The sequence below is a fragment of the Vibrio chagasii genome, from assembly GCF_002954585.1.
Taxonomy (GTDB): Bacteria; Pseudomonadota; Gammaproteobacteria; order Enterobacterales; family Vibrionaceae; genus Vibrio; species Vibrio chagasii_A.
This window is the reverse complement of record NZ_MSCI01000002.1, coordinates 1,310,838-1,324,260: the sequence shown is the minus strand read 5'-3', so window position 1 is coordinate 1,324,260 and position 13,423 is coordinate 1,310,838. Positions and strand designations below refer to the sequence as shown.

The 13,423-nt window shown below is 43.6% G+C and carries 13 protein-coding genes; 2 read left to right on the top strand and 11 right to left on the bottom strand.

Features of this window, described 5'->3' with window-relative positions; all coding sequences use genetic code 11:
* Nucleotides 1–63: 63 nt before the first annotated feature.
* The 8 genes from BTO10_RS14045 to BTO10_RS14010 all read right to left on the bottom strand — a co-directional run bounded on the left by BTO10_RS14045 (nucleotide 64) and on the right by BTO10_RS14010 (nucleotide 8,628).
* On the bottom strand, nucleotides 64–468 hold the full coding sequence (locus BTO10_RS14045) for an Hpt domain-containing protein (protein WP_105024924.1): 405 nt from the start codon (nucleotides 466–468) through the stop codon (nucleotides 64–66).
* Nucleotides 469–828: 360 nt separating this feature from the next.
* Nucleotides 829–2,061 carry a quaternary amine ABC transporter ATP-binding protein gene (locus BTO10_RS14040; protein WP_105024923.1) on the bottom strand — a complete coding sequence of 411 codons (1,233 nt, stop codon included), beginning with the start codon at nucleotides 2,059–2,061 and terminating at the stop codon, nucleotides 829–831.
* Nucleotides 2,054–2,953, bottom strand: coding sequence for an ABC transporter permease (locus BTO10_RS14035; protein ID WP_105024922.1), 900 nt, complete (start codon nucleotides 2,951–2,953; stop codon nucleotides 2,054–2,056). Before BTO10_RS14035 ends, BTO10_RS14040 begins: the two co-directional genes overlap by 8 nt.
* A 153-nt stretch (nucleotides 2,954–3,106) precedes the next feature.
* Nucleotides 3,107–4,099: an ABC transporter substrate-binding protein gene (locus tag BTO10_RS14030; RefSeq protein ID WP_004742220.1), complete on the bottom strand. Its 993-nt coding sequence runs from the start codon at nucleotides 4,097–4,099 to the stop codon at nucleotides 3,107–3,109.
* A 516-nt stretch (nucleotides 4,100–4,615) separates the two neighbouring features.
* On the bottom strand, nucleotides 4,616–5,305 hold the full coding sequence (locus tag BTO10_RS14025) for a CpsD/CapB family tyrosine-protein kinase (RefSeq protein WP_105024921.1): 690 nt from the start codon (nucleotides 5,303–5,305) through the stop codon (nucleotides 4,616–4,618).
* Nucleotides 5,305–7,404: an SLBB domain-containing protein gene (locus BTO10_RS14020; RefSeq protein ID WP_105024920.1), complete on the bottom strand. Its 2,100-nt coding sequence runs from the start codon at nucleotides 7,402–7,404 to the stop codon at nucleotides 5,305–5,307. The genes BTO10_RS14025 and BTO10_RS14020 overlap by 1 nt, the downstream gene beginning before the upstream one ends.
* On the bottom strand, nucleotides 7,401–8,234 hold the full coding sequence (locus BTO10_RS14015) for an OmpA family protein (protein ID WP_105024919.1): 834 nt from the start codon (nucleotides 8,232–8,234) through the stop codon (nucleotides 7,401–7,403). The genes BTO10_RS14020 and BTO10_RS14015 overlap by 4 nt, the downstream gene beginning before the upstream one ends.
* Before the next feature lie 64 nt (nucleotides 8,235–8,298).
* Nucleotides 8,299–8,628 carry an STAS domain-containing protein gene (locus tag BTO10_RS14010; protein ID WP_105025598.1) on the bottom strand — a complete coding sequence of 110 codons (330 nt, stop codon included), beginning with the start codon at nucleotides 8,626–8,628 and terminating at the stop codon, nucleotides 8,299–8,301.
* 331 nt (nucleotides 8,629–8,959) lie between these two features.
* On the opposite strand from BTO10_RS14010, the gene BTO10_RS14005 reads away from it, so the two are divergent.
* A complete protein-coding gene (locus BTO10_RS14005; protein ID WP_105024918.1) occupies nucleotides 8,960–9,805 on the top strand; it encodes a DNA ligase in 846 nt (281 codons plus the stop codon).
* A 151-nt stretch (nucleotides 9,806–9,956) separates the two neighbouring features.
* Here the strand turns inward: BTO10_RS14005 and BTO10_RS14000 are convergent, their stop codons facing one another.
* Complete coding sequence (locus BTO10_RS14000; RefSeq protein ID WP_105024917.1) at nucleotides 9,957–11,327, bottom strand: MATE family efflux transporter; 1,371 nt, start codon at nucleotides 11,325–11,327, stop codon at nucleotides 9,957–9,959.
* Between the two features lie 141 nt (nucleotides 11,328–11,468).
* Between BTO10_RS14000 and BTO10_RS13995 the strand changes: the two genes are divergently transcribed.
* Nucleotides 11,469–12,077, top strand: a complete 609-nt coding sequence (locus tag BTO10_RS13995) for a riboflavin synthase subunit alpha (RefSeq protein WP_105024916.1) — start codon at nucleotides 11,469–11,471, stop codon at nucleotides 12,075–12,077.
* 106 nt (nucleotides 12,078–12,183) lie between these two features.
* On the opposite strand, the gene BTO10_RS13990 is transcribed toward BTO10_RS13995, so the two are convergent.
* Both BTO10_RS13990 and BTO10_RS13985 read right to left on the bottom strand, forming a co-directional pair.
* Nucleotides 12,184–12,387, bottom strand: coding sequence for a CPXCG motif-containing cysteine-rich protein (locus BTO10_RS13990; RefSeq protein WP_004742234.1), 204 nt, complete (start codon nucleotides 12,385–12,387; stop codon nucleotides 12,184–12,186).
* 57 nt (nucleotides 12,388–12,444) lie between these two features.
* Nucleotides 12,445–13,311, bottom strand: a complete 867-nt coding sequence (locus BTO10_RS13985) for a fructosamine kinase family protein (RefSeq protein WP_105024915.1) — start codon at nucleotides 13,309–13,311, stop codon at nucleotides 12,445–12,447.
* Between the last annotated feature and the right edge of the window lie 112 nt (nucleotides 13,312–13,423).

Sequence of the window (13,423 nt, the reverse complement as noted above, 5' to 3'; positions counted from 1 at the left end):
CAATCTAGATATTGGTCACTAGCTATGTTGAATCTTATATCTGTTACATATGACGTAGATAAGCTAGCTAAAACCAGCATTTTTTCTCTGGACCAACGCCTCAATGGAACGTTCTGCCAATTCAATTAACTCGCTAACTTTTGAAAACGCGTCTTCGTGGTTTTGTTCTAAGCACTGTTTTTCTAATGCTCTTGCTAATTCGCCTAAAGGGCGATTGCCAAGTGAGAGTGCGGTGCTACCGAGCGTATGTACTTCAAACTCGAGTGTTTGGGCATCTTTACTTGTTGCGGCTTCTTGAATCGCGACCAATCTATTTTGTGATTCTTCTACATAGTGGTCGATTAAAATTGGAATGATATCGGCACTGGTGTCTAGAATCATTTGCTCCAGAACGCTTTCGTCAACAAGCAATTCATGGGCTTGCTGATCTACATCTGTCTTTGTGTCTGACGCTATTGTCGAGTTCATCAATCAAAATCCTTTTATTGAACTATAAACAAGCCCGATTTTTGAAGGCCAATATCTCTGTCCACTCTTAAGTTTTAGTCATTTTTTAGAATAATTTCAACTGGTTGGCATATAAAGATGGGAATTAGTGCTTATGGACATACGCTTATAGCCATCTTTGTGACCAAGCTAACGCACGGTTGTCAGGTGTTTTTCCTTACTAAATATGCACTTAAATGACTATATATTTAAGAGGCGGTTACTCGACATTAACCTATAGCAACTTTCATGCTAGCTAGGCATAAACGAAAAGAAAAAAGGCCACTACTGTTTTTATACAATCAGTGGCCATATATACATTAAATTAGGCGGCTCTTACGGCTAGGATGCCTTATCAATCTTTGGCTTTGGGGCAGGTTCTGCTTCCTCGTCGCTAGTTTCGGAGAAGATGTCCGCGACTGCACTTCTCTCTAGTTCGCCTCTGAGGTTACCGTCTTCATCAACGACTGGCAGTGAGTAATCACAAGACATTGTGTCTGGCAAGACTTCTTCGATCACAGCATCAGGTAACACGGCGGGTACTTCCTCGTAGATTTCATCACTAAAATCATGAACAGAAGAGTCTTCTACCGCATCTTCGAGGCTCTCTTTCGTAACAAGCCCTTGGTAACCGTCGTCTGTTACGTGGTAGGCGTAATCGTGCTTGAGCATTTTCATCTGCGCCAACGCACCCTCTATGGTCTCTGAAGTGATTCGATACAACGGAGGCTGCATAACCGTTTCAACAGTAAGAGCTCGAGCACGATTCACATCTTTAACGAAGGCTTCAACGTAGTCATCAGCAGGATTGAGAAGAATCTCATGTGGTGTGCCTTGCTGTACTAACTCGCCATCTTTAAGGATCGCGATTCTGTCACCGAGACGAAGTGCTTCATCCAAATCGTGAGTGATGAATACTATCGTTTTATGAAGCTTCTCTTGAAGTTCAATCAACTGATCTTGCATCTCACTTCGGATAAGGGGGTCGAGTGCAGAGAAGGCTTCATCCATCAACAAGATTTCAGCGTTAGTACACAATGCTCGGGATAAACCAACACGTTGCTGCTGACCACCTGACAGTTGGGCAGGGTATTGATTCCCATACCCCTTAAGACCTACCGTTTCCAACCACTCTGTTGCTTTAGCCAATCGCTGTTCTTTCTTAATGCCTTGAACTTCTAGGCCGTAGGCGACGTTTTCAACAACGCTACGGTGTGGCATCAAACCAAAGCGTTGAAATACCATAGACATTTTATGGCGGCGAAACTCTTCTAGCTCTTTGGTATTCAAGCTCATTACATCGATACCTTCGATCGTGATCTTTCCTTCAGTGGGATCGATCAAACGGTTGAAATGACGAATGAGTGTTGATTTACCAGAGCCCGAAAGCCCCATAATGACAAAAATTTCGCCTCGATTAATCTGAAGATTTATCTCTTTCAAGCCGACGGTATGACCGGTGTCCGCAAGGATAGCATCTTTGTGTTCACCCTTTTTCACGCGGTCCATAACAGACAAAGGCTTGGGCCCAAACACTTTGAACAGCCCACTAATTTCGATTAATGGTTTAGTCATGTTTGAATCCTCCTAGGTGCGCGTTGGTTCTACGTGCATAAGCTTGCGAAGCTCGGTCAAATAGAATCGCGAGTGCAACAATAGCGAACCCATTCATTAAGCCTAGAGTGAAGTATTGGTTGGTAATCGATTTAAGAACGGGTTGCCCCAAGCCTTTAACACCAATCATTGACGCGATAACTACCATCGATAGCGCCATCATGATGGTTTGGTTGATACCAGCCATGATAGCTGGCATTGCAAGGGGTAGCTGTACGCCCCATAAACGCTGTTTCTTGCTTGCACCAAAAGCGGTCGCTGCCTCTAGCACTTCCTTATCGACCAAGCGAATACCTAAGTTAGTCAAACGAATAACCGGAGGAATTGCGTAGATAACAACGGCGATTAGGCCTGGGATTTTACCGATACCAAGTAACATCACAACAGGGATTAGGTAAACGAATGCCGGCATGGTTTGCATGATATCAAGCAGCGGTGTCACTATGGATTGTGCGCGATTAGAGCGCGCCATGGCGATACCAATAGGAATACCCAGGAAAATAGACACCAGAGTACAAACAGTGATGATACTGAGTGTCCGCATTGTATCTTCCCACATACCAAAGTAACCAATGAGCAGTAGAGAAGCGACACAGCCTAGTGCCAGTTTCCAAGAGCGACTCGCTGCGTAAACTAAACCAGTGCAAACACCAAGAACGATGAGCCATGGGGTAGAGATGAGAAGTTTTTCAAACCACACTAAGAAGGAAAGAAGAGGGTCAAATAATGATTCGATCATTTCGCCATATTCACGGGAAAACTCACGATATGCGCCGTCTAGCGTCTTTTTAATTGCTCGCAAATCAGAGCGTTCCATTTCAGGGAAGCTCGATAACCAATTGCTGTCAGCCATTTTATATCCTTATAGTTCGGAGCGACTTGTTCAATACAGTGCAATGCCATGTGAACAAGGCTCCGAATTACGAATAACATCAAGTATAGCGACGTTATTTCCATTGAATTGAAGCGTAGCCATAGAGATATAACTACTCTCTAAGTCTTGCTATTAAAGCTCAGCTTCAACTTTCTTCGCGACTTCTTCAGAGACCCATGGGTGCCATACTTCTGGGAATTCACTCAAGAAATGTATGCTTGCTTCTTCACCATCGGCTTGGTTGTCTTCCATCCAAGCGAGTAAGGCATTCATTTTTTCATTAGTGAAACCACGCTTAGTAAAGTAGTCGTACGCTTCCGGTGCGCGCGACGCAAAACTTTCAGTGGTAATTGTATGGACAGGAGAAGGTGGGTACATGGTTGCTTTCGGTGATTCGCAGCCTTCTTGGGTCGTACAGCTGATAAACTCTTCCTTATCAACGCCGCTGCCAAAGTCGACTTTAACCATGTCGTATTTACCAAGAACTGCGGTTGGTGCCCAGTAGTAACCGAACCATGCTTCTTCACGCTCGTAAGCTTTCGCGATAGAGCCAGATAAACCAGCACTTGAGCCAGGGTCAACGATAGTAAAACCACTGTCTTCTAAATTGAGAGCTTCAAACAGGTTTGCAGCACTGATTTGACAGTTCCAACCTGCAGGACAGCTATAAAATGCGGATGTATCTGGGTCTTCAGGGTGTTTGAATAACGCAGCGTTCTTACGTACACCTTCGATTGTCGCCATTTCTGGGTTTTGTTTAACTAGGTAAGACGGAACCCAAAAACCTTCTTCACCACCATTTACAAGTGCTTTACCTGCGTAGCGAAGTCGTTTCTCTTCAACACCTTTATCAAGCGCGTCTTTGAGGCTGTTACTCCATAATTCTGGTGCAACGTCGGGCTGGCCTTTTTCTATCATGGATGTACCAGTTGGCATGGTATCACCAGGGATGAGCTCGGCATCACACCCGTAACCGTGTTCAAGGATGAATTGGTCGATGTTGGCGATGAGGGTTGCAGAGTTCCAGTTCATATCTGCGATTGTTACGCTGCCACATTCTCCAGCGTTAGCATGACCACTGGCTGCTGCAACTAACAAAAATACGGAGCTTAACTTGTATTTCATATTGAGTGTCCTTTCTCTTTAATAATACAACCAAGCTAATCAAGGTCGATTGACTAACTAAATTGCTCGATGGTGATCCTTTCCGTGTTTGAACCATTTGAGCAGAAAGAGGGATGGGGGAAGTGCATATAGAAAAATCAATAAACCGATAAGGTCGCAAAGCATAAAGTGTGATTTGCTTGATTTATCCACGGTGTTTCACCGCCATCGGATAACTTTGTCAAACTATTACAAATTCGTCAAAAACCACCTCTATTTATAATCTTAGGGAATATTCCTACGAATTCCATCTTTGACGCGATTTACATGGCACTTTAATAGACTGTGTCACATTAACGCCTAAGTTAAGTGATGGGTGGTGTTTTTAAGGGATGAAGACCATTCAATTTGTGTATGAAATGCATTGAATGAACGTAAACATCGTATTTTCTACATTAACTTCGGTTAAACAGAAAATACGATGAATGTGTTGGGAGATATGTTCAGTGATTCATTAGCTAGCGATAATGGCGACACCTACATCGGTAGATTGAGAAATTCGTTTTGATACAACTTGTTTGCGAAGCGTTCGCGGAGCTTTGCAGGAATAAACTTCATTCGGTTTAACTGCCTAACCAATTCCTGAACGAAGCTCGGCGTGTGCTTCATGTTCATGATGCAACCCATTAAAGAGATACTGTTCGCATCGAGAAGTTTCTTGGCTTGCTCAAGGTGGTGAGTCGACGTTTCGCCAAAAGCCACAACCAGAAGTGCACAATCGCAGGCACTCGCAACTGACTGAGCAGGGATGTTGCCTTTGTTTACATTGAGCAGTGGAGAGGTGTCGATAATTACACGGTCATACTTCTCAAGCCATTTAGATACCGCTTTTTGTAGAGTTGCTGGATCTTTATAGGCAAGTTGTGTCGATGAAACGGTAGGGGCTGGTACACCAATAAACATGCGTTGTGATTCGATATGTTCAATCAGTTGTCCCGGTTGCTCATTATCAAGCAGATGTAAATCTTTGAAACCAGGGTTGAACAGATTTAAATCTACATAAAGTGTTGAATGACCAGCCAATAGGAATCGCTCCGCAAGAGCTGTTGCCACTGATGTTACACCGTCACCCGAATGACAGGCGGTGACACAGATAGAACGTTGTTCGTTTAACTCAGACGCCAAATAGATTTGCTCAACTTCGGCATGCGTTGCTGAAATAGTCATTATAACGCTCCTATCAGTACAATCGTGGTGGTGATTCTTAGGATATCTTCTAGGCCAACACGCGCTTTTTCCATAAAGCTATCGCGACGGTCTGGAATGTAAATGGTGTCACCAGCGCGTAAAACTGGAAGATTGTAAATGTTCGCTGTTTTACTGAATTCGACTAGGTCGAACGTACGCGCTTGTCCTTGGCAACAAGACATATTCACAATGGTAATCTTTTCGACGTATGCGTTGTCAGTAGGGCCAGCAGCTTCCGCTAGGATGTCTAAAATGGTCATGTTGTCGTTGAACACATATCGGCCTGGGTTATTGATTGCGCCAAGCACACGTACAGTTTCTTCTTTCGGCTTGTCTAGCCAATTTTTATTCTTCTCAGGGATATAAATGGTATCGCCAGTGGTGACATTCGGTAGTAACGATTCATCGCCTGTTTCAAAATACAAAGACAGATTCAGTTTGCTCACTTTAGCGTATGATTTGTCGCGGTGCGTAACGCGAATGTTGTGGATGTCTGCATCACCAGTAGGGCCGTCGGCCGCAGACAAAATATCTAGGAAATGCATGTCTTTGGTGAAGCGATAACGACCAGGAGCATTCACTTGACCAAAGATGTAAATAGAAGCGTCTGAACTTTGGCGAACCCATTGTGATTTATTGTCTGAAGGGTCTTGTGGTAGGTCGTGTACACGAACAATTGAACCAGCAGTGATGTAGGGCATTTGGTCACGAGGTGCACCGTTTTTGATAAACTCGTCCAAATCAAACACGACCAGTTTTCTTCCAGTTACGATTTCAATCTTTGTTGTGTCGGCGCGAAGAGTTGGGCCACCTACATGAGCGAGTAAGCCCATGAAGTTCATTTCGTCTGACCATTCAATGCGACCCGGGCGATTCACTTCTCCGATTACATTTACCGCTCTGTCTGGGGCGATCTTCAACCATGATTTCTCATTCATGTCAGTTTTCTCAGGAACGAAAATCGCATCACCGGCTTTAATCGCAGGTGGGTTGGAGTTAGGTAAGCCTTCTGTGTACGCCGCTAAGTCGAATCTTAGAACTCGACCGTCCGCTTTAATAACGCGGATTTGGCGTGATTCAGCAAAACGAGTAGGGCCGCCGGCATTCGCAAGAATGTCCATGAAGGTTGCGCCTTTTTTACCTTCAAATGCACCAGGTGCAGCAACTTCGCCCATGACGTAAACCATATTGGCGCCAGACTTAATCTCTTCTTCTTGTTTTGGTACAAAAATAGTCGAACCGGGGCGTAACACTGGCAGTAGGCTTTCATCGCCTGAATCTAAGTAAAGCTTTAGGTTAAACAGTGTAGGAGTGTTGTTTGAAATTACACGGATTTGCTCAACACTTGCGTAGCGAGTTACACCGCCAGAGCGCATCAACACATCAACAAGATCGGTATTTTCTTTATATGTGAATGAACCAGGTGCGTTCACCTCACCAAACACTTTTATAGAGCTGCGATAATCTGCACTATCACCAGAGTTTGCTAATTTTGCAGGGTCAAATTCTTGTTCAATATTACCAACTAGCGGTGATGCTGGTACAAATAGTGAGTCAAGAGATTGAAGCTTTGGTAGGTTAGTTTCATCACCAGAGTCTAAAAAACGTTTGTAGTTGAACTCTTTACGTTCTGCGCCACGCTTTAAGATTAACTTGTCCAATTGAGCACCAGCACGTAGTCCGCCCGCCGCATAAAGCGCCATTTGAACACTAGAACCCAAAGCTAGTGTGTATTCGCCCGGTTGTTGAACATAACCTTGAACGTAAATGATAATTTGTTGCTCTTTCACATACACAGAGGCGTTGGATAGGTCTTTATAAGCGGTTGCTAAAGCCTCTAGAACCACTTTATTTAACTGTTGTTTGTCGTAACCTGCAACAAATACGGCGCCAACCTCAGGCAGAGTAATTCGACCACGCTTATCAACTTGGAAACCTTTATTTAATGTGGTTTCACCAGGAACATTAACTTGGATAAGATCACCAACTTGAACGGCATCAGAAAACTCGTCGTTCGCTTGTAAGAATGCTGAAAAGCTTAATGCGAACACCACGAATAAGCTGATTAATGATTTCATAGTGCACCTCCCATCTTAGCCGCATTTTTTGGTGAGATAACTTCGATACTTACTCGGCGATTGGTTAAGCGTGTACCTTCAGATTCGCCCTCAAACAGTGGTACGGTTTCACCAACTGAAACGGCTTTGATACGGGTAGGGCTTAAACCAAATATAGTGAGGTAGCGCTCAACTTGCTTCGCTCGGCCTAGGGCTAGTTTGTCGTTGTACTCTTCTGAGCCTGTTGCATCTGCATGGCCCGTCACTATTAGCTCTAGAGACTTGTTGTCTTTTAAGATGTAAGACGCCTCGGCAAGCTTACCCATGTATTTAGGGTTCACTTCGATAGAGTTGTGTGCGAATTGATTGTCGACATTAAGTAGATCGTACAGCTGTTGGATTATCGACAACTGCATACGGAATTGGTTTTCGTTCTTAGGTGGTTCGCAACGTGCTTGCGAAGTTACGTAGTCGAGTTGAAGTTCAAGCTCGTTTAAGCGTTTTCTTTGGATAACCAAATCGTTCGCTGCATCAAGCAGTAGGCCACCTTGAAGTTCTCGAGCGATTCGATTTTGCTTCTCTATTGCTTGAACAACCGCAGCAGGAAAACACCAGCGAGCGCCTTCTTGGATTAAAGCATCTAGATGAAGTTTCGCGAGTTGCCAATCAAAACGTAAGCCGTGCTCTGGACCTAAAGGCTCATCAGGCATAACCGGTGAAAAATCAGCATTCTGATAATTCATCGGATCATAACTCTCTGCCAGCCCGCCAGTACCGTGTTCTGGGTAACTTGTGCAACCCAGAACTAGCACAGACAGAGATAGGGCTATGTAGTTTTTGATTGTATTCATGCCAACGTCCTTTGTTTTTTAATTTTTTATTATTATTTTTTGTTACTTCTAGCTTAGTGGATCTTCATGAATTTGTAGGATTTTTTGAGTTAACAGGGATAGCGTGTCCAATTCGTAGCAGATTCATAATTTCTAGCGGTTGACCTGATACGTTTTCTAATCGCATGTTACGTTCACGTTCAGTTAGGCGTTTGAACATGTAAACAATCGCGCCCACACCTGACGAATCTAAAAACTCTACTTGGCTGAAATCAACTTCTATCTCAGGATGACCATCGTTTGAAATCACATCATCGATGTCCGTTTGTGCATCGCGGCTACCAGCGGCATCTAGGTCACCGTAAATAGAAAGAGTTAGTGTCGTTGTGTTTAAGTCAATCTTACGTAGTTCCATAGTCTTATCTCCTTGTTTGCTTGCGTTTACCAAAGCACTGAATGTGCCAACTTTTTTATCTTTATTTTTCAGTTGGTTAGGGTTGTATGCTTTGTGTGTTTCATATTGAGAAAGGCCGTTTCTCAATATGAGAACTAAAAACGGTTGGATTTCAGGGAGCTGTAACGAATTGATTTTGCAAATGAAACACAAACGCAAATAAGGTTGACGTATCGATCGCACCTTAACCGAAAGTTTGAATGATGAATGGCCAGAACACCTAGGATAGGAAATAGAGCTGACCAAAACGCTCAATCCTGTTAACTGACCAAGACATAAAAGGAATTTTGTAATGAAGCTAACCAGATTGGCAACAGCAACACTGTGCGCATTTTCTGCGTTACCTTCTCATGCTTCTTATCTGCCTCCAGAACAATTGGTTTTAGCCAATACCTATAAGCAAGGCATCGATGTGTCAGAGTATTGGACGAGTGAAAAACTGGACGGCATTAGGGCTCTGTGGGATGGCCAACATCTTTATACCCGAAATGGCAATCGAATTTATGCGCCGAAGTGGTTTGTTAAAGAGTTACCGGATGTTCACTTAGAAGGGGAATTGTGGGCAGGAAGAGGCAATTTTCACTTAGTCCAAGCAACGGTCTTAGACCACACGCCAAGTGACACTGCGTGGCAGCAAATCGAATTAATGCTGTTCGATATGCCAGGCGCAGCGGGCGACTATCAGAAACGTTACTACAACATCTTGCATTGGGTAAGAGTGATAAACGAGCCGCATATTGGTTATGTGGAGCACACACCAATTCCAAGTGAAGAAGCATTGTTTCATCAACTTGACAATGTCGATGAATTCCAAGGCGAAGGATTGATGCTTCGTAAGATTACCAGCCGCTATCAAGCGGGAAGAAGTAATGACTTGTTAAAACTCAAACGTCATCACGATGCCGAAGCGACCGTTATTGGCTACAAGACAGGAACAGGCAAGTATAAGGGGATGATGGGCTCAATTTTGGTACAAACAGAAGATGGTGTGGAGTTTTACATTGGAAGTGGCTTCACCGATAAGATGCGATTATCTCCGCCTGAGATCGGTAGTCGAATTACTTTTCGTTACAATGGCTTCACTCAAAATGGTAAGCCCAAATTTGCAAGGTTCGTTAGAGAAAAAAGTGACTATTAAATACTTGTGAATACGAATCGCGAACAAGCCTTGCTGATAACTATTTGGGATACGGACTAAGCGCTGACACCGCATAAACGTGGACACAGAATAAAAAAGAGCTCTGATAATCAGAGCCCTTTTGCTTAATAAACTTGTTTAGAAGAAGTGCTTAACGAGAGCCGAACTCCAACTGTACTTCATCACTTTGTTTGTGCATCCAGTGCAAACGCATGCCCAGCATAATCGCTGCTGAAGACAAACCGACGATGAAGCCAATCCAGAAGCCGTGTGCGCCCATTGGTTCAACAACCCAATCCGTCATTCCTAAGATGTAGCCAATCGGTAGACCAAGCAGCCAGTAAGCGATAAAAGTACGATTGAAGATTGAACGCATATCTTTATAGCCACGAAGTGCACCCGCAGCGATGACTTGAATTGCATCTGTACATTGGTACACCGCGGCAAAGATCAGAAGCTGCATTGCGATGGTAATTACTGCTGTGTTTTCCGTGTAAAGAAGTGACACTTGCTCTCTAAACAACACGGTTAGTGCCGCTGTGATAAAGGCTGTTACCAAGCCAACAATAATACCAACATGAGTCGCTATTTTAGCGCCTTCAGTGTTGTTCTCGCCCAGTTTATGACCAACACGGATACTAACCGCAGCACCAATACTCATTGGGATCATAAATACCAATGAAGAGAAGTTAATCGCAACTTGGTGTGCCGCTACGATCAATGAACCGAGTGGGGCAACTAACAGCGCAACTACCGCAAACAGTGTCACCTCGAAGAAAAGTGCTGCAGCGACAGGAAACCCAAGTTTAAATAAACGAACTTGAGCTTTTAACTGAGGCTTATGGAATTGACCGAAAATGTTGATTTTAGCTAAGCGCTTAGAAGTCAGCACATAGGTAAACAGTAAGCCAAACATGATCCAATAAACGATAGCTGTTGCTACGCCACAACCCACACCGCCAAGCGCTGGTGCACCAAGCTTACCGTAAACAAACATCCAGTTAAGCGGGATGTTTAATAACAGGCCAATAAAACCAATGACCATTGCAGGCTTAGTCAAAGACATACCATCGGTAAAGCTTCTTAAGGTTTGAAACAACAAGAAGGCTGGCACTGCAAACATCACGGCATTCATATAGCCGATAGTCTTTTCTGCCATTAAGGTTTCAATATCCATCAATTGCAAAATGGCTTGAGTTTGGAAAAGAACGCCAATGATTGGAATCGAAAGGACAAGTGCTAGGAATGCACCTTGCTGAATCTCAAAAGGAATCTTAATTTGACGACCAGAGCCATTAAGCTGTGCGACCACAGGCACCAACGCCATAAGTAATCCAACACCAAACAAAATCGAAGGAAGCCAGATACTTGCCGCTATTGATACTGCAGCCATATCGATAGCACTGACGCCACCGGCCATAACCGTATCAACGAAACTCATGCCGGTTTGCGCGATAGATGCGATCAATACTGGTGTCGCAAGTTTGATTAGATTTGAGGCTTCTTCTTTGTAACGATGCACAATAACTCCAGATGAGACAGAAATAAGAGGCGGAATGGATATTCAGAAGGAATCAGAGACACTGATCGTTAAGCTTCCATTGGACGAATCATAAAGAAATGTCACAATAACTGCTATAGTAAAGTGCTAAATAGGAAACTTATGTTTACAGGTATCGTTCAAGGCATGGCAACACTGGTTGCTATCAATAAAAAAGATATGTTTCAGACTCATACCATTGAGTTGGCTGATGAAATGGTAGAAGGATTAGCGATTGGCGCTTCTGTTGCTCACAACGGTTGTTGTCTAACTGTGACAGAAATTTCAGGCAACCAAATTTCTTTCGACCTGATGCAAGCCACACTACGTTTAACGAATTTAGGTGCTCTAAATGTCGGCGATAAAGTGAACGTCGAGCGCGCTGCGAAATTTGGAGACGAAATTGGCGGGCACAGTATGTCTGGTCACATTTCGTTAATGGCTAAGTTAGTAGAAGTCATCAAAACAGAAAACAACCGTACACTTTGGTTTGAACTACCAGAATCATCAATGAAATATGTTCTGAGTAAGGGGTACATAGGTGTTGATGGTTGCTCACTAACGATTGGTGAAGTGGAAGAGAACCGTTTCTCTGTACATTTAATTCCAGAAACGCTGAATCGCACTCTATTTGGTGGCCGCGAAGTGGGCGACGAAGTAAACATCGAGTTTGACCCTCAAACTCAAGCAATTGTTGATACTGTGGAACGTGTACTAGCAAATCAGAAGTAATTAACTGACGCATTCAATTTGCGTTGTTCGATTTACGAAGATCGCTAAATTAAAAAGAGCACCTTATGTGCTCTTTTTTGATTTTGTTGCTAGTGAGAAGCCTGGATTAAAACACCTGCTCATCGTCGGCATCGATCGACAGATTGATTCTGTCCCGTGCTTCGTCGACTTGCATGTCTAAATGAATGGCATTGCAACACGCAGGACAGTCGTCGTAAAAATCTTGGCTGCCATTAGAGGCATCGAGTGTTATATTAATACCGTGCCCGCAATGAGGGCAGGAGACATGTTTCTCTGTGTATTTCTGCATGACAAATTCTCCTCAGCTAACTTATACCATCTGACTGCTTATCTATTGTGACAAGTATTACACAGCCTGAATCTTCTGGATGCACGCTTCTGTTTGTGCCAAATATTCACCGCCAAATTGATTACAGTGATTAAGAAGGTGGTACAAGTTGTAAATGTCTTTTCGATCAGTATAGCCAACGTCAAGCGGCATGACGCTTTGGTATCCTTCATAAAACTCAGGCGGAAAGCCTTGAAACAATTCAGTGAGCGCTAAATCGCACTCATGGTCGCCCCAATAACAAGCGGGGTCGTAACAAATAGGGCCGAATGCCGAATTAGCTACATTGCCATTCCAAAGATCACCATGGAGTAATGAAGGACGAGGGTTGTGGCCAGCAAGTCTCATATTCACCATATCAACGATGTCGTCAATATCCCCGAACTCAATACCTTTCTCTTTTAGGAGTTGGAGTTGGAAACCGATGCGTTGCTCTGAAAAGAAACGGCCCCATTTTTTATGCCAGGGGTTTGGTTGAAGTGTGCTGCCGATGTAATTGTCTTGGTCGCAACCAAACTCTTTTTGCTCACCCCATTGATGAAGTTTGGCAAGCTGGACGCCGAAGTCGTAACTGTTGGTACCTGTCTCGAGTGGTTTAGTGGGCAGATAGTTAAGAATGATAAATGAACACTCTTTGGTTTTACCAATTAGCACCAGCTCAGGCACGTATACGGTGGAAGTTTCTCTTAATAAGCGAAGGTTTTCAGCTTCAATCTCAAACTTGGGTAGGAACTCTCGCTGATTCACCTTAACGAAGTAACGTTCATTACCGTCGCTGATCATATAGCAATCGTTAATGTCACCACCAGGCACTTTAACGCGCTCGGCAATCTGAAAATTGAATAGAAGTGTGTCTGAAAGCTGTTGAGAAATGGCCTGCCACATAGGAAATCCTCAATGAACTGTTGGAGTGAAATACTATCGTTTGATAGCAATAGTTTAGGACAAATCTACGTGATTTATAGACGTTCTGGTCAATGTTCTCAGCACTAGTACA

What these genes read in the sequence shown, in the direction of transcription:
- BTO10_RS14045 (WP_105024924.1), bottom strand. Translation starts at nt 468, where the DNA reads ATGAACTCGACAATAGCGTCAGACACAAAGACAGATGTAGATCAGCAA.
- BTO10_RS13990 (WP_004742234.1), bottom strand. Translation starts at nt 12,387, where the DNA reads ATGCAGAAATACACAGAGAAACATGTCTCCTGCCCTCATTGCGGGCAC.
- BTO10_RS14005 (WP_105024918.1), top strand. Translation starts at nt 8,960, where the DNA reads ATGAAGCTAACCAGATTGGCAACAGCAACACTGTGCGCATTTTCTGCG.
- BTO10_RS14020 (WP_105024920.1), bottom strand. Translation starts at nt 7,404, where the DNA reads ATGAAATCATTAATCAGCTTATTCGTGGTGTTCGCATTAAGCTTTTCA.
- BTO10_RS14035 (WP_105024922.1), bottom strand. Translation starts at nt 2,953, where the DNA reads ATGGCTGACAGCAATTGGTTATCGAGCTTCCCTGAAATGGAACGCTCT.
- BTO10_RS13995 (WP_105024916.1), top strand. Translation starts at nt 11,469, where the DNA reads ATGTTTACAGGTATCGTTCAAGGCATGGCAACACTGGTTGCTATCAAT.
- BTO10_RS14015 (WP_105024919.1), bottom strand. Translation starts at nt 8,234, where the DNA reads ATGAATACAATCAAAAACTACATAGCCCTATCTCTGTCTGTGCTAGTT.
- BTO10_RS14025 (WP_105024921.1), bottom strand. Translation starts at nt 5,305, where the DNA reads ATGACTATTTCAGCAACGCATGCCGAAGTTGAGCAAATCTATTTGGCG.
- BTO10_RS13985 (WP_105024915.1), bottom strand. Translation starts at nt 13,311, where the DNA reads ATGTGGCAGGCCATTTCTCAACAGCTTTCAGACACACTTCTATTCAAT.
- BTO10_RS14030 (WP_004742220.1), bottom strand. Translation starts at nt 4,099, where the DNA reads ATGAAATACAAGTTAAGCTCCGTATTTTTGTTAGTTGCAGCAGCCAGT.
- BTO10_RS14010 (WP_105025598.1), bottom strand. Translation starts at nt 8,628, where the DNA reads ATGGAACTACGTAAGATTGACTTAAACACAACGACACTAACTCTTTCT.
- BTO10_RS14040 (WP_105024923.1), bottom strand. Translation starts at nt 2,061, where the DNA reads ATGACTAAACCATTAATCGAAATTAGTGGGCTGTTCAAAGTGTTTGGG.